This window comes from Actinospica durhamensis, from assembly GCF_018139695.1.
GTDB classification, from domain to species: Bacteria; Actinomycetota; Actinomycetes; order Streptomycetales; family Catenulisporaceae; genus Actinospica; species Actinospica durhamensis.
In genome coordinates this window covers 70734-86182 of record NZ_JAGSOG010000005.1, presented here as the reverse complement: position 1 = coordinate 86182, position 15449 = coordinate 70734, and the positions used below count along the sequence as shown (strand labels likewise).

The window sequence follows — 15449 nt, the reverse complement described above, 5'->3', positions numbered from 1 at the left end:
CCCCAATCTGCTTCGCCGAACCTTGACGTCCTCCCTCGGACCCTCGGCCGAAGGCCCCACAGCCACAGCTGCGCCGCCCGGCCGCTCCGTGGCGTGATTTTCGCAGTGCAGACGGCAGCTGACACCAGCACTTCTACGACGCGATGAGCTCAATGCCGGACGTGGTGAACTTCCTGCTCGGCGCCATCGTCGGCGCGGTGCTGCTGGCCGTGCCGGCGAGCCGGAACTTCGGCCTCGGCTACGGCCTCGGCTTCTGCGTGCCCTGGTTCGCCAGCGATTTCCTGACGCTGCGCTGGCCGCCGTCCGACCACGCCGGCGCCGTCGGTGTGGAGTGGGGCGTGATGGGAGCCAGGGCACTGGTCCTGCCCGCCGCGGTGTGCCTGCTGATCGTCGGACTGCGCCGAGGCGGGGCCGCGGCGCTGCGCCCGGTGCGCCGGCCGCGCCCGGCGCTGCTGCTGCTCGGGCTCGTCCCGCTGGTGCTGTGGGCAGTCTCCGACATCGTCGACTCGATCAGGGCCACCCCGTCGGTGCAGGATTCGGGCGTGCCCGCGGAGAAGTGCTGCACCTTCAGCCAGCTGAGCGGGCAGAACCAGGCCGGTCTGGTGGTGGCCGCGGTGGCGATGCTCGCGGTGCTCGCCCTGGCGGCGTCCGCCGGTTCCGCGGCCGTGGCCGGCGGGGTGTTCGCCGGGATCTTCACCGTGTTCGTCGGCACGGCGGCCACCTTCGTCACGATGGTCGACTTCCCGATCGAATACCGGATCGGGATCGAGAACCGGGCCGTGCCCGCGGGCGCCGTGCTGCACGCCGCGGACTACCCCGCCTACGCGGCGCTGCTGGGATTCTGGCTGCTGCTCGGGTGTGTCGCGCTGTTCGCCCTGCTGGCTATCTTCAGCCCTTTGATGTTCCGGTCCGCTCGGGACAATTCCGCGGCTCCGGCATACCATGTGGCCGATACAGGACCCCAGCGTATGGAGTGACAGGAGCACACGTGGCCGTCACGCTCGATTCCCTCTCGGTCCCCGCGACCACCGCCGCCCCCGCGCTCACGCTGCGCACCTGGCGCACCCGCGACGTCCCGGTGATCGTGCTGGCCCACGCCGACCCGCTGGTGCGCAGCCGCTCCCCGCAGCCGCTGACCGACGAGACGGCCGTACACGTCTGGTTCCAGCTGCTGGACGAGGGCTGGGCCGCCGGGACGCTGTACGTGCTCGCCATCGTCGAGGGCGACGAGCCGGACGCCGACGCGCTCGGCCTGATCGCGGTGAGCCGTCCGACACCGGAGGACGAGGTCGGCGACGTGACGTACTGGACCGTGGCCGAACGCCGCGGCCGCGCCTTCGCCCCGCGCGCCCTGGAGTCGGTGGTCGACTGGATCCGCTCCGAGCGGTGGACCGACGCGCCGCTGCACCGGCTCCAGCTCGCCCACAGCGGGGACAACGACGCCGCCTGCCGGGTGGCCGAGAAGGCCGGCTTCGCCCTCGAACGGGAGCTGGCGGCCAAGCCGCCGAAGTACCCGGAGTCGGGCCACGTGCACGCGCGCAAGCTCTGAGCCTGGCGCGCCGGCGGAAGGGGACTCAGGCCTCGGCGACCGGCTCCTGGGCCGGGACCCGCGGCTGCGTTCCGGCCGCGACCCCGTCGGTGTGGCCGGAGCGCTGGGCCAGGCCGGCCAGGTAGGCGTTGTAGTCCACCAGCTCCTGGTCCCCGTCCCGGTCCGCCTTGCGGTCCTTGCGCTTGGCCTCGCGCCGGTCCGACTTGGCCCACTGCACGAACAGTACGAGCAGCACCACGATGGTGGGCGCCTCGCCGAAGCCCCAGGCGATCGAGCCCGCGGTGTTCTGGTCGGACAGTGCGGTCAGGCCCCAGTTCGCCGGCGGGTTGGCGAAGGCGGTCTCGAACACGCTGGTGGACATCATGATCGCGATGCCGAAGAACGCGTGGAACGGCATCACCGCGAACAGCTCGAGGATCCGGATGACGTACGGCGAGCGGTGCGGCGCCGGGTCCACGCCCATGACCGGCCAGAAGAAGAGCAGGCCGACCATGAGGAAGTGCACCAGCATGAAGTCGTGCCCGACCCGGCTGCGCATCAGCGCGTCGAACAGCGAGGTGAAGTAGAGCCCGTACAGGCTCACCACGAACAGCGGCAGGGTGAACAGCGGCGAGGAGACGACCTTCGCGAACCGGCTGTGCAGCAGTGCCAGCAGCACCTCGCGCGGTCCGGTGTGCCCGCGCCCGGCCGGGCGCGCCGCCCGCAACGCGAGCGTGATCGGCGCGCCGAGCAGCAGGAACAGCGGGTCGACCATGGAGAGCATCATGTGCTGGATCATGTGCACGCTGAACAGGTACATGCCGTACTCGTTCAGCCCGGTGCAGGTGATCCCGACGAAGACGAGCAGCCCGGCCAGGAAGCTGAGCGTGCGCCCGATCGGCCAGCGGTCCCCGCGCCGGTGCAGCCGCACCACGCCGAACAGGTACAGCGCGGCGGCCAGGATGCTCGCGGCGAGGAAGAACGCGTCCGGATGCCACGTCAGGTACGCCGAGATCCCGGGCGGAGGCAGGGTACCCGCCGCCGGCATCCCCGGCATTCCCGACATGCTGCTGGCCATGTTCGCCACTCTAACCCCCGCCGGCCGCGCGTCCGCCGCCGGGGGCCACCCCTGCTTCTACCGGAACGCCGGCGCCGGATAGAACGAGAACACGATCGAGACCACCAGGGCGAGGCCGACCGCGATCCGCGGGCCGAGCGGCACCGAGCGGGACAGCCGCGCGGACACCGGCGCGTCCTGCCCGGTCGGCGTGAACAGCGCGGCGGCCCAGCGCAGGTAGTAGAACAGCGCGATCACCACGTTGACCGCCATGACCACCGCCAGCCAGGTCAGCCCGCCGGAGGTGGCCGCGCGGAAGACGGCGACCTTGGCGAAAAGGCCCATCAGGCCGGGCGGCAGTCCGGCCAGGCACAGCAGGAAGAACGCCAGCGGCCAGGCGGCGCGCGGCTGACGGGCGCTCAGGCCGCGGTAGTCGGCCAGTTCGCCGCCGCCGGCCAGGGTCCCGCCGAGTGCGCTGACCACCCCGAACGCGCCGAGGTTCATGGCCGCGTAGAACACCAGGTAGGCGACCGACGCGGTGACCGCCGGGCCGAGCGCGCCGGCCGAGAGCACCGTGACCCGGCTCAGGTCCCGGCCGTTCCACATGGTCACGGCCAGCGGCACCAGCACGTAGCCGGCCTGCGCGACGGTCGACCAGGCCAGCAGCCGCACGGCCGAGCGCTGGCGCAGCGCGACCACGTTGCCGAAGGTCATGGTGACCGCGGCCAGGATCGCGACCAGTACCGAGAGGTTGTGCATCTCGGTGCGGAAGGCCAGCTCCAGCGTCACGATCAGCCCGGCGAACCCGGCGGTCTTGGAGACCACGGAGAGGTACGCGGCGATCGGGACGGGGGCTCCGGAGTAGACCTCGGGCGTCCAGAAGTGGAAGGGCACCGCGGAGATCTTGAAGGCGAACCCGGCCAGGGTGAGCACCATGCCCGCCGTCAGGATCCCGGCGTGATAGCCGGTCAGGGCCAGCACGGCCTCGATGTCGACGAAGTACACCGAGCCGGTCACGCCGTAGACCAGCGAGATGCCGAAGAGCATGACGGCGGTGGAGGCCACCGACATCAGGAAGAACTTCAGCGCCGCCTCGGCCCCCGCCGCGCTCTGCTCGCCGCGCTTGCGCCCGAAGCCGACGAGCGCGTAGGCGGGCAGGGACAGGGTCTCGAGGCCGACCGTCATGCTGATGAAGTCGCGGGCGCCCGCCATCAGCAGGGCGCCGGTGAGCGAGGACAGCAGCAGGAAGTGGTACTCGCCGAAGGGCGCCTTGAACTTGCGCGGCGCCATCAGCACCGTGAGCAGCGTGCCCGCGAGCAGCAGCGTCTGGATCGTCAGGGTGAACGAGTCCACCGAGTACGAGCAGTTGAGCGTGGTGGCGTGCCGCGAGTCGAGGCAGAAGGTCAGCCGCGGCCGGGTGCCGGCGCCGGAGGCCCACAGGCCGAGTTCGGCGCCGAGCCCGAGCACCAGGATCCCGGCCGTGACCCACGGGAACGACGCGCGGCCCTTGGCCCCGACGAACAGGTCCGCGATGAGCACGCCGAGCGCGCCGAGGGCGGCCAGCAGCAGCGGCAGGATCGCGGCGTAGTCGATGGACTGGTTCAACGCCGGGCTCCGATCGCGGTGACGGTACCGATCACGTGGTTGACGGCCGGATCGGCGACGGCCAGCACCACCGCGGGCCAGAGCCCGGCCAGCAGGGTCAGGCCGGCCAGCGGCAGCCAGGAGGCCAACTCATAGGGCTTCAGGTCGTAGTCCCCCAGGCACGGTTCGGTCAGTTCGCCCATGCACACGCGGCGCACCACCAGCAGCAGGTACGCGGCGGTGAGCACCATGCCGAGGCCGGCGACCGCCATATAGAGGTGGAACACGGTCACGTTCAGCCCGGGCGCCGGGCGGTCCGCGCCGATCAGGGCGAACAGCTCGCCCCAGAACCCGGCCAGGCCCGGCAGGCCCAGCGAGGCGATCGCGGTGAACACCAGCAGCGCGCCGAAGCGGCGGGCCCGGCCGTACAGGCCGCGGCCGAGGGCGTAGAGGTCGGTCGTGCCGTAACGCGTCTTGAGCCCGCCGACCAGGAAGAAGAGCAGACCGGTGATCAGGCCGTGGGCGACCGAGGCGAACAGTGCCGCGTCCAGGCCGATCTGGGTCATGGTGGCGATGCCGAGCAGGGTGAAGCCCATGTGCCCGACCGAGGAGTAGGCGATCAGCCGTTTGAGGTCCCCGCCCTCGCGGATCTGCGCGACGCAGGCGAGCGAGCCGTACACGATGCCGACCACGCCGAGCGCGCCGAGCGCGATCGCGTACTGGTGCAGGCCGGCCGGGATCATGCCCGCGCCGACCCGGATGAAGCCGTACGTGCCCATCTTCAGCAGCACTCCGGCCAGCAGCACGGAACCCACGGTCGGAGCCGAGGTGTGCGCGTCCGGGAGCCAGGTGTGCAGCGGCCACATCGGGGTCTTGATACCGAAGCCGATCCCGACCAGCACGAAGGCGAGCCCCTGCGCCGCGCGCGTCATGCCGAGGCCGTGCTCGGCCTGGAGCGTGACCATGTCGAAGGTGCCGGTCTTGGCGTGGATCACCAGGAAGCCGAGCAGCATCAGGGCCGAGCCGAGCAGGGTGTAGAGGATGAACTTGGTCGCCGCCTGCTGCCGGGTGGCCCCGCCGTTCGCCGCGTCGCTGCCCCAGTGCGAGATCAGGCCGTACATCGGGATCAGCACGAGTTCGAAGAAGACGAAGAACAGCAGCAGGTCCAGCGCCTCGAAGGTGCCGACCATGCCGATCTCGAGCGCGAGCAGCAGCGCGGTGAACGGCCGGGCCCGGTCTCCGCCGGCCGAGGTCCGCTGCGCGTAGAACAGGCACAGCGCGGTCAGCAGGGTGGTCAGCAGCAGCAGCGGCAGCGAGACGCCGTCGATGCCGAGGTGGAAGTGCAGGTCCAGCGCGGAGATCCAGCTCAGGTCGATCTGGCCCTGGAACGACGCTCCCTTGGAGTAGTCGAACAGCGGCAGCAGGACCAGCGAGAGCACGAAGGTCACGGTGCCCGCGGCGGTGCCGATGCGCGCGGCCAGTGCGGCCGGCGCGGCGTAGAGCGCGAGCAGTCCCGCGGCCGGAACCAGCAGGAGCAGCAACAGGATCGCGGACATCAGCTCACCGTCCCGACATACGCGTACACGGCGGCCATGACCAGCACTCCGAGGAACAGGCAGGTGAGGTAGAACTGGACGCTGCCGGTCTGCAGACGTCGCAGGACCGTGCCGAGGCCGCGCGCTCCCACGCCCGAGCCGCGCACGTAGGCGTCCACGACGTTCTCGTCGAGGAACGCGACGAGCTTCGCCGCGGCGCGCACCGGCCGCACGACGGCCAGGCCGATCAACGCGTCGAAGCGGAAGCCGTCGAGCAGCAGGCCGCGCAGCGAGCCGAGCAGGGGCACGGCCGGGTCGGCCTTCGGGTCCCTGCGCCAGAACAGGTAGACCAGGCCGGCGCCGCCGAGGACGAACAGCAGCGAGAGCAGCGTGGTCATGCCGCCCGGCCACAGGTCCACCGCGAACGCGCCGAGCAGCGAGCCCGACTCGCCCGAAGCGCCGCCCACGACCTGGGAGAAGCCGTTGCCGAACAGCGCCACCACGCCCAGCAGCGCCGCCGGGATCGCCAGCAGCACCAGCGGGATCAGCTCCGTCTGCGGGGCCTCGATCCGCTCCTCGTGCTCGTGCGGCGCGTCCGGGAACGGTCCGTGGAACATCCCCAGCCACAGCCGCAGCGCGTAGGCCGCGGTGACCCCGGCCGTGATCAGCCCGGCCACCAGCACGATCCGGCCGGGTACGGCGAACTCCCCGGTGGCGTTGTAGGCCGCGCCGAGCACGGCCTCCTTGCCGAAGAAGCCGGACAGCGGCGGGACCCCGGCCAGCGCGAGCAGGCCGATGGTCATGGTCGTGTAGGCGACCGGCATGCGGAAGCGCAGCCCGCCCATCCGGCTCAGCTCGTTCGAGCCGACCCGGTGGATGACCACGCCGGCCGCGAGGAACAGCAGGGCCTTGAAGAAGCCGTGCACGATCAGCAGGTAGACCGCCTGGGAGCGCCCGTTCACGGCCAGGCCGCCGAGCATGTAGGCGAGCTGGCTGACGGTCGAGTAGGCCAGGATCCGCTTCACGTCCGTCTGGGCCAGCGCGCACAGCGCCGCGCCGAGCATGGTGATCGCGGCGATGACCGCCATCACCACCAGCACGTCGGGCGCGAGCACGAACACCGGGTAGAGCAGCGCGACCAGGTAGATGCCGGCCGCGACCATGGTCGCCGCGTGGATCAGGGCGCTGATCGGAGTGGGGCCGGCCATCGCGTCCGGGAGCCAGGAGTGCAGCGGGAACTGGGCGCTCTTGCCGAGCACGCCGCACAGCAGCAGCGCGGCGATCCAGCCCGGGTGGCTCAGCGCGTTCCCGTCGGCCGAGGCGATCACGTCGTGCACCTGGAAGGACCCGGCCTGCACGCCCAGCGCGATCAGCCCGAACAGGAACGGCACGTCGCCGGCGACCGTCATCAGGAAGGCCTTGATCGAGGCCGCGCGCGCGATCTCGCGCTCCCAGTAGTGGCCGATCAGGAAGTACGAGCAGGCGCCCATGACCTCCCAGCCGATGAGCAGCACGATCAGGTCCGCGGCGTAGACCACGGTGAGCATCGCCGCGGTGAACAGCGAGATCAGCGCGGCGTACGAGGCGTAGCGCGGCTCGCCGCCGAGGTACGAGGTCGAATAGCTCTGCACGCACAGGGCGACCGCGGCCACCAGCACCGCGGTGAGCGCGGCCAGGCCGCTGACCCGGGTGCCGATCTCGATGTGGAACTCGCCGGCGGTACCGATCGTGTAGGTCTCGGTGGAGGTGCCGCCGGTGCCGTGCGAGATCGCCACCAGGATCGTGCCGACCAGCGCGAGCGCGATCGGCGCGGTGGACCAGAACTTCACGTGCCGCAGGTCGCGTCCGCCGGCGAAGGTGACGGCCGAGCCGAAGGCGGGCAGCAGCAGGGAGGCGAAGGCGAGCGTGTTCACCGCAGTACCCCGTAGTCGTCGGTGGCGGCGAGCTCGTCGGCGCCGAAGGACTCCACCGGTTCGGCCAGCTCGCGCTGGACGCCGAGGTCGGCCGTGGCCCGCTGCCGGTAGAGCAGCAGCACGATGGCGAGTCCCAGACCCGTCTCGGCGGCCGCGACGGTGATGATGAAGAGGGTGAAGACCTGCCCGGTGCCGTAGCGGTCCCGCAGTATCGAGCCGTAGGCGACCAGGTTCAGCGTCACCGCGTTCAGCAGCAGCTCCAGCGCCATCAGGACGGCGATGGCGCTGCGGCGGGCCAGCACGCCGTAGAGGCCGAGGCTGAACAGCAGGGCGCCGAGGATCAGCGGGTAGAGGGCGTGCATCAGGCCTGTGCCTCCCCGGGCAGCTCGTCCGGCCCGTCGTCCTCGCGCCGGGCCCGGGACAGCGCGATCGCGCCGACCAGCGCGGCGAGCAGCAGCACCGAGAGCGCCTCGAAGGGCAGCACCCAGTAGTGGAAAAGCGCCGTGCCCAGGCCCTCGCTGCTGCCCAGGGCCAGTGCGTCGCGCGGCTCGAACCAGGTGTGCTGGTAGGCCTGCACGGTCACGGTGACCAGCGTCCCGGCGGCGCCGAGCCCGACCAGCACGGCCGGCCAGCGGTGGGCGACGTCGAGCTCCTCGGTCCGGCCGATCGGCGCCTTGGTGAGCATCAGGCCGAACAGGAACAGCACGATCACGGCGCCGCCGTAGATCAGCACCTGGATCCAGGCCACCATCTCGGCGCCCAGCAGCAGGTACTCGATCCCGATCCCGCCCATGCACACGATCAGCCAGAGCGCGGCGTGCACCAGGTTCTTGAGCGTGACCACCAGCAGTCCGGAGCCGAGCACGACCAGGCCGACGAGCACGAAGGCGATCTCCACGCCGGTGGGCGAGAGGTAGCTATGCGTCGCCATCCGCCGTCCCCTCCTGCTGCGCGGCCGCGTCCAGAGCTGCCTGCTTCTTGGCCGCGGCCTTCTGCGCCAGCGAGATCTCCTTCGGGTCCTCGGCCGCGTCGTCGAGGGCGGGCGGCGGCGGGACGCTCTCGACCCACTGCCCCAGCCGCGGCTTCTCGTGCAGCATCTCCCTGATGTCGTACTCGGCGTACTCGAACTCCGGCGACCACTCGAGCGCGTCGAAGGGGCACACCTCGATGCAGATGCCGCAGTACATGCACAGCGAGAAGTCGATGGCGAAGCGGTCGAGCACGTTGCGGCTGCGCTCGCGCCCGCCCGCGGTGGGCGCCGGGATCGTCTCCTTGTGCGAGTCGATGTAGATGCACCAGTCCGGGCACTCGCGCGCGCAGAGCATGCAGGAGGTGCAGTTCTCCTCGATTAGCGCGATCACACCGCGGGTGCGCGGGGGCAGCTCCGGCGCGACGTCCGGATACTGCCGCGTGTGCGATTTGGTGACCATCGTCTTGAACGTGGTCGCCAGGCCCTGGGCCAGTCCGGCGCCCGGCAGCTTCCGCCGGCCGGCGCCCTCGTTCTCGGGAATCTCGTCGGTCACAGCACCCTCACCACTCCGGTGATCGCGAGCTGGGCCAGAGACAGCGGGATCAGCACCGTCCAGGCGAATTTCTGCAGTTGGTCGGCCCGCAGCCGGGGATAGCTGACCCGCAGCCAGATCACCACGAAGGCCAGCAGGAAGGTCTTGACCAGGGTCCAGACCCAGCCGAGGTGCTGCTCGGCGAACGGGCCGTGCCAGCCGCCGAGGTAGAGCACCGAGGTCAGCAGGCACAGCACCACGATTCCGGCGTACTCCGCGAGCAGGAACAGCGCGAAGCGCAGGCCGGTGTACTCGGTGAACGCGCCGAAGATGAGCTCGGAGTCGGCCACCGGCATGTCGAACGGCGGGCGCTGGAGCTCGGCCAGGCCGGCGGTGAAGAAGACGAAGCCGCCGATCAGCTGCCAGGGCAGCCAGTACCAGTGCCAGGCGTCGAGGATGCCGGGCAGCGAGAGCGTGCCCGCCGCCATCGCCACCGACGCGGCCGAGAGCAGCATCGGCAGCTCATAGGCCATCAGCTGCGCGGCCGAGCGCAGGCCGCCGAGCAGCGAGTACTTGTTGCCGCTGGACCAGCCGGCCATCAGCGGACCGATCACGGCCAGGCCCATCACCGCGAGCGCGAAGAACAGGCCGAGGTCGAGCGCCACGCCCACCTGCGTGCCCGGGCCGATCGGGATGACCAGCAGCGCGAGCAGGTACGGGATGAGCGCGACGGCCGGGGCGATCTGGAAGACGGTGCGGTCGGCCGCGTCCGGGACCACCGACTCCTTCTGGGCGAACTTCACCCCGTCGGCGATCAGCTGCGCCCAGCCGTGGAAGCCGCCCGCCTCCATCGGTCCGAGCCGGCCCTGCATGTGCGCCATGGCCTTGTGCTCCATCTGACCCACCACCAGGGGGACCACCAGGAACGCGGCGAAGATGACGACGATGCGCAGCGCGACCTCGAGCCACCAGCTCAGAGAGCTCATGCGGTGCCCTCGGCTTCCGTCGCGGCCGGGCCGGAGTCGGACTCCGGCGCGGACGCGGGCTCGGACTCCGCCGGCGCGGACGCGGAAGTGGACTCGGACGCGGGCCGGTAGGGCTTGAGCCACTCCTCGCCGGGCACCCCGGGCGGCAGCATACGGCGACGTCCGGGCGAGGCGGCGTGGTGCTCCGACTCCCCCGGCTCCTTCGCCCCGGGCCAGGCCTTGGCCACCCGCGAGGCCAGCACGAAGTCCTTGCGCAGCGGGTGGCCCTCGAAGCCGTCCGGCAGCAGCAGCGGCTTGAGGTCGGGGTGGCCGGTGAAGTCGATCCCGAACATCTCGAAGGTCTCGCGCTCGTGCCAGGCGGCGCCGCGGTAGACGCCGGTGGCGGTGGCCAGCTCGGCCCGGCCCTCGGCGTTCTTGGGCACGCGGGTGCGCAGGATCAGCCCCTGCGCGCGCCCGAGCCCCTCGGCCCGGTCGCCGGTGGCGCAGACGAACGCGGCCACGAGGTAGCCCTGTTCGAGCTCGTCGACGCCGGTGAGCCAGTCCAGGAAGTCGGCGCCGAGCCCGTCGCGCGCGGCGGTCAGGGCGGCGACCCAGCCTTCGGCCGGGACGGTGGCGAGCACGCGGTCGTACTGCTCGAGCACCTCGGCCGACTCGCCCAGCACGGCCCTGATCCGGTCGAGGTTCTCAGCGGTCATCTTCGTGCTCCCAGGCCTGGTCCTCGACCGCCTGTTCGAACAGGTCCATCCCGTGGTCCCTGGCCTTGCGCAGCTCCCGGAAGTAGCGCCGGCGCGGCGGGCGGCGGCGCACCGGCGGGAGCGGCACGGTCACCTCGGCGGGGACGACCGGCAATTGCTCGGTCGGCTGGTCGGTGGACGGCCGGGGCGGCGCGCTCGGCGCGGCGGGCGCACTGGGCACCGTCGCTTCGGGCCCGGCCTGCTCCACCGGCACGGTCGGCTCCACCGGCGCGGCCTGCTCGACCGGCGCGATCGGCGTGGTCGGCTCGGCCACCGAGGCCGCGGCGTTCGGCGGCGCGGGCAGCGGCGGCGGGCCGGACGGCGCCGGCGCGATCGGCGGCGCGGGTGCCAGCGGCTTGACCGGCCTGGCCGGCTTGGCCCGGCCCGGACCCACCCGCTCCTGCGCGATCCGCTCCTGCAGCTTCACGATCCCCTGCAGCAGCGCCTCCGGCCGCGGCGGGCAGCCGGGCACGTAGACGTCCACCGGGATGATCTGGTCCACGCCCTTGGTCACGCAGTACGAGTCCCAGTACGGCCCGCCGCAGTTGGCGCAGGAGCCGAAGGAGATCACGTACTTGGGCTCGGGCATCTGCTCGTACAGGCGCTTGACCGCCGGGGCCATCTTGTCGCTGACCGTGCCGGAGACCACCATCAGGTCGGCCTGGCGCGGACCCGGCGCGAGCGGGATCACGCCGAGCCGGATGAAGTCGTGCCGGGCCATCGACGCGGCGATGAACTCGATCGCACAACAGGCAAGGCCGAAGTTGAACACCCACAGCGAGTAGCGCCGGCCCCAGTTGAGCACGAGTTTGATCGGCTTCGGCGCGAGCTCGAAGGCCGAGCCGAAGCGCCGGTCGTCGTCCGCGGGGGCGGGGGCCGGCATCCCGAGCGGCACCGGCGCACCGGTCCGCGTCACTGCTGCAGCCACGTCAGCACGCCCTTCTTATAGGCGTAGAGGATTCCCACGGCGAGGAATCCGAGGAACACGAACATCTCCACCAGCGTCGCCCCGCGGAACCCGGGCGCCGCGAACACGGTCGCCCACGGGAACAGGTACACCGAGTCGACCGCGAAGATGACGTAGAGATAGCCATAGATGTAGTAGCGGACGTGCGTATGTGCCCAACCGGATCCCACCGGGTCCACGCCGCATTCGTAACTGAGCTGTTTCTCCGGGGTCGGGCGCAGCGGGGACAGGAGCCGGTTCGCCAGGAACGCGGCGGCCACGAAGAAAACTCCGAGCAAGGTGAGGATACCGACGATGGAGTACGCGGAGTAGTACGTCGTGTCTTTCATCTTTCGACTCCCGCCACTCCTGCCCGGCCCGACCTCGTCGCACAAGCGTACCGGCCGTCTCAGGGCAGCCTACGCAAGCGTGCGGAGCCGCACGGAGACCACCCGTCCGCCGACGGGGCCGGACCGGCCCGAGCACCCGACTCGAGCAGTGCTGAAGCAGTGCTGATCTGTGATCTGAAGGGTGCTCAGGCGTACGATGCTCTCACGCGATGTGTACGCGGCTTCACAAATCCGCTCGACGGAAGACGGTGAATGGCGATGGCGTTGCAGACGGCCGAGACGGGCACGGACCCGGCTGACGCGGAGCGGGACTCGCCCGGCGGCAAGCCGGTGGAGTCCCTCCATCGGGTGGTGATCCGGATCGCCGGGGACTCGGGCGACGGTATGCAGCTGACGGGTGACCGCTTCACCCAGGAGACCGCCGCGTACGGCAACGACCTGTCCACCCTGCCCGACTTCCCGGCCGAGATCCGCGCCCCCGCCGGCACCCTGCCCGGGGTCTCCGCGTTCCAGCTGCACTTCGCCGACCACGACATCCTCACCCCGGGCGACGCGCCGGACGTGCTGGTGGCGATGAACCCGGCCGCGCTCAAGACCAACCTCAAGGCCGTGCCGCGCGGCGGCACGGTGATCGTCAACACCGACGAGTTCACCGACCGGGCCCTGAAGAAGGTCGGCTACGCCGCGGACCCGCTGCACGACGGCTCTCTCGACGGCTACCGGGTACACCGGGTGGCGCTGACCTCACAGACCGTCAAGGCGCTGGACGGGCACCCGCTCTCGCGCAAGGAGGCGGAGCGGGCCAAGAACATGTACGCGCTCGGCCTGCTCTCCTGGCTCTACCACCGCCCGGTGGACCAGACCCTGCGCTTCCTCGAGCAGAAGTTCGCCCGCCGCCCCGAGATCATCGCGGCCAACCGGGCCGCGTTCCAGGCCGGCTGGAACTTCGGCGAGACCACCGAGGAGTTCGAGGTCTCCTACGAGGTGGCCCCGGCCGCGCTCCCGCCGGGCCGCTACCGCAACATCTCCGGCAACCCGGCGCTGGCCTACGGGCTGGTCGCGGCGGCGCAGCGCAGCGGGCTCGAGCTGTTCCTCGGCTCCTACCCGATCACCCCGGCCTCGGACATCCTGCACGAGCTGGCCAAGCACAAGGCCTTCGGCGTGCGCACCTTCCAGGCCGAGGACGAGATCGCGGCGGTGGGCGCGGCCCTCGGCGCCTCCTACGGCGGAGCCCTGGGCGTGACCACCACCTCGGGTCCCGGCGTGGCGCTGAAGTCGGAGGCGATCGGCCTGGCCGTCTCGCTCGAGCTGCCGCTGATCATCTGCGACATCCAGCGCGGCGGGCCCTCGACCGGCCTGCCCACCAAGACCGAGCAGGCCGACCTGCTCCAGGCCATGTTCGGGCGCAACGGCGAGTCGCCGGTGCCGATCGTGGCTCCGCGCTCGCCCGCCGACTGCTTCGACGCCGCGCTCGAGGCGGCCAGGATCGCGCTGACCTACCGCACTCCGGTGTTCCTGCTCTCGGACGGCTACCTGGCCAACGGCTCCGAGCCCTGGCGCATCCCGGAGGTCGAGGACCTGCCGGACCTCACCGTGCGCTTCGCCCGCGCGGAGGAGTACCAGGGCTCGCCGTTCCTGCCCTACCAGCGCGACCCGCACACCCTGGCCCGGCCCTGGGCGCTGCCCGGCACCCCGGGCCTCGAGCACCGGATCGGCGGCCTGGAGAAGGCCGACGTCACCGGCGAGATCTCCTACGACCCGGCCAACCACGACCACATGGTGCGCACCCGGGCCGCGAAGGTGGCCGGGATCGCCCAGAGCATCGCCCCGATCGAGGCGGACGACCCGTCCGGCGCGGCGCGGCTGCTGGTGCTCGGCTGGGGCTCCACCTACGGCCCGGCGCAGGCCGCGTGCCGGCTGGTGCGCGAGCACGGCGGCCAGGTCGCGCACGCGCACCTGCGCCACCTCAACCCGTTCCCGCCCAACCTCGGCGAGCTGCTCGCGCGCTACGACCGGGTGCTGATCCCGGAGATGAACCTGGGTCAGCTGGCCCTGTTGATCCGGGCCCGCTACCTGGTGGACGCGACCGGCTACAACAAGGTGCGCGGGCTTCCGTTCACCTCCACCGAGTTGGCCGAGGAGATCCAGCGGATCCTGCTCGAGGTCGAAGGGGCCTGAAACCATGCTCGATGTGACCGTCAAGAACGGCGCGCCGGTCGCCAAGGACTTCAAGTCCGACCAGGAGGTGCGCTGGTGCCCCGGCTGCGGGGACTACGCGGTGCTGGCCGCGGTGCAGAGCTTCCTGCCGAGCCTTGGCCTGGAGCGCGAGAAGATCGTGTTCGTCTCCGGCATCGGCTGCTCCTCCCGCTTCCCGTACTACCTCAACACCTACGGCATGCACTCGATCCACGGCCGGGCCCCGGCGATCGCCACCGGGCTGGCCGCGAGCCGCACCGACCTGTCGGTGTGGGTGGTCACCGGTGACGGCGACGCGCTCTCGATCGGCGGCAACCACCTCATCCACGCGCTGCGGCGCAACGTGAACCTGAAGATCCTGCTGTTCAACAACCGGATCTACGGCCTGACCAAGGGCCAGTACTCCCCCACCTCGGAGCCGGGCAAGGTCACCAAGTCGACCCCGTACGGCTCGCTGGACGCGCCGTTCAACCCGATCTCCGTGGCGCTCGGGGCCGAGGCCACCTTCGTCGCGCGCACCATCGACTCCGACCGCAAGCACCTGACCGCGGTGCTCACCGCGGCCGCGCAGCACAAGGGCACCGCCCTGGTGGAGATCTACCAGAACTGCAACATCTTCAACGACAACGCCTTCGAGCACCTCAAGGCCCCGGGCGAGCGCGAGGCCCACCTGCTGCGGCTCGAGCCCGGCGCCCCGCTGGCCTTCGGCGAACGCAAGGTGGTCTGGGACGCCGCACGCGGCACACTGGCCGCGGTGGACGCGTCCGACGAGCGTCCGGCGGTGCTGCACGACCCGACCCTGCAGGACCCGTCCTACGCCTTCGCGGTCGCCCGGCTGCAGGATCCGGCCTCCCTCTCACCCACTCCGGTCGGCGTTTTCCGCAGTGTGTCGCGGCCCACGTACGACGACCTGATGGACCAGCAGTTGGCAGCCTCCGGATACGGTTCGCAAGCACCCGACCTCGGCGCGTTGCTGGCCGGGGCGGACACCTGGACCGTCGGAGCGCCGGAACGCGCCGTCGTAGAGTAGGAAATCACCGCCCGTGTCCCCAGGGAGGAATTCCGGAAAGGACACGGACCGGTAACTCCTTCGGCCTAACTCAATTCTTCTCGCACAG

Annotated in this window: 14 protein-coding genes and 1 pseudogene; 4 read left to right on the top strand and 11 right to left on the bottom strand. The window is 71.1% G+C overall.

Annotation, left to right across the window (positions count from 1 at the left end):
• Positions 1 to 152: 152 nt before the first annotated feature.
• Both KDL01_RS02255 and KDL01_RS02250 read left to right on the top strand, forming a co-directional pair.
• Positions 153 to 977 (top strand): hypothetical protein, encoded by an 825-nt coding sequence (locus KDL01_RS02255; protein ID WP_212526586.1) that lies wholly within the window; start codon positions 153 to 155, stop codon positions 975 to 977.
• Between the two features lie 11 nt (positions 978 to 988).
• Positions 989 to 1549 carry a GNAT family N-acetyltransferase gene (locus KDL01_RS02250; RefSeq protein WP_212526585.1) on the top strand — a complete coding sequence of 187 codons (561 nt, stop codon included), beginning with the start codon at positions 989 to 991 and terminating at the stop codon, positions 1547 to 1549.
• A gap of 25 nt (positions 1550 to 1574) precedes the next feature.
• Here the strand turns inward: KDL01_RS02250 and KDL01_RS02245 are convergent, their stop codons facing one another.
• The 11 genes and pseudogenes from KDL01_RS02245 to KDL01_RS02195 all read right to left on the bottom strand — a co-directional run bounded on the left by KDL01_RS02245 (position 1575) and on the right by KDL01_RS02195 (position 12135).
• Entirely contained in the window at positions 1575 to 2606 is a 1032-nt protein-coding gene (locus KDL01_RS02245; RefSeq protein WP_246575822.1) for a cytochrome c oxidase assembly protein, read from the bottom strand.
• Between the two features lie 57 nt (positions 2607 to 2663).
• Positions 2664 to 4190, bottom strand: a complete 1527-nt coding sequence (locus KDL01_RS02240) for an NADH-quinone oxidoreductase subunit N (RefSeq protein ID WP_246575821.1) — start codon at positions 4188 to 4190, stop codon at positions 2664 to 2666.
• Positions 4187 to 5725 (bottom strand): complex I subunit 4 family protein, encoded by a 1539-nt coding sequence (locus KDL01_RS02235; protein ID WP_212526584.1) that lies wholly within the window; start codon positions 5723 to 5725, stop codon positions 4187 to 4189. Before KDL01_RS02235 ends, KDL01_RS02240 begins: the two co-directional genes overlap by 4 nt.
• Positions 5725 to 7617 carry an NADH-quinone oxidoreductase subunit 5 family protein gene (locus KDL01_RS02230; protein ID WP_212526583.1) on the bottom strand — a complete coding sequence of 631 codons (1893 nt, stop codon included), beginning with the start codon at positions 7615 to 7617 and terminating at the stop codon, positions 5725 to 5727. Before KDL01_RS02230 ends, KDL01_RS02235 begins: the two co-directional genes overlap by 1 nt.
• Entirely contained in the window at positions 7614 to 7979 is a 366-nt protein-coding gene (gene nuoK / locus KDL01_RS02225) for an NADH-quinone oxidoreductase subunit NuoK (RefSeq protein WP_212526582.1), read from the bottom strand. Before nuoK ends, KDL01_RS02230 begins: the two co-directional genes overlap by 4 nt.
• Positions 7979 to 8548, bottom strand: coding sequence for an NADH-quinone oxidoreductase subunit J family protein (locus KDL01_RS02220; protein ID WP_212526581.1), 570 nt, complete (start codon positions 8546 to 8548; stop codon positions 7979 to 7981). The genes nuoK and KDL01_RS02220 overlap by 1 nt, the downstream gene beginning before the upstream one ends.
• Complete coding sequence (locus KDL01_RS02215; protein WP_368861497.1) at positions 8535 to 9047, bottom strand: 4Fe-4S binding protein; 513 nt, start codon at positions 9045 to 9047, stop codon at positions 8535 to 8537. Before KDL01_RS02215 ends, KDL01_RS02220 begins: the two co-directional genes overlap by 14 nt.
• 89 nt (positions 9048 to 9136) lie before the next feature.
• Positions 9137 to 10105 carry a complex I subunit 1/NuoH family protein gene (locus tag KDL01_RS02210; protein WP_212526579.1) on the bottom strand — a complete coding sequence of 323 codons (969 nt, stop codon included), beginning with the start codon at positions 10103 to 10105 and terminating at the stop codon, positions 9137 to 9139.
• Positions 10102 to 10800: an NADH-quinone oxidoreductase subunit C gene (locus KDL01_RS02205; protein WP_212526578.1), complete on the bottom strand. Its 699-nt coding sequence runs from the start codon at positions 10798 to 10800 to the stop codon at positions 10102 to 10104. The genes KDL01_RS02210 and KDL01_RS02205 overlap by 4 nt, the downstream gene beginning before the upstream one ends.
• 432 nt (positions 10801 to 11232) lie before the next feature.
• A pseudogene (locus KDL01_RS42965) lies at positions 11233 to 11722 on the bottom strand (NADH-quinone oxidoreductase subunit B); the annotation flags it as partial.
• A 29-nt stretch (positions 11723 to 11751) separates the two neighbouring features.
• The gene (locus KDL01_RS02195) at positions 11752 to 12135 is read right to left on the bottom strand and encodes an NADH-quinone oxidoreductase subunit A (RefSeq protein ID WP_212526577.1); all 384 of its coding nucleotides are present in this window, start codon (positions 12133 to 12135) and stop codon (positions 11752 to 11754) included.
• A gap of 252 nt (positions 12136 to 12387) precedes the next feature.
• On the opposite strand from KDL01_RS02195, the gene KDL01_RS02190 reads away from it, so the two are divergent.
• Positions 12388 to 14313 (top strand): 2-oxoacid:acceptor oxidoreductase subunit alpha, encoded by a 1926-nt coding sequence (locus KDL01_RS02190; protein WP_438801942.1) that lies wholly within the window; start codon positions 12388 to 12390, stop codon positions 14311 to 14313.
• A gap of 4 nt (positions 14314 to 14317) precedes the next feature.
• On the top strand, positions 14318 to 15361 hold the full coding sequence (locus KDL01_RS02185; protein ID WP_212526575.1) for a 2-oxoacid:ferredoxin oxidoreductase subunit beta: 1044 nt from the start codon (positions 14318 to 14320) through the stop codon (positions 15359 to 15361).
• Positions 15362 to 15449: the final 88 nt, after the last annotated feature.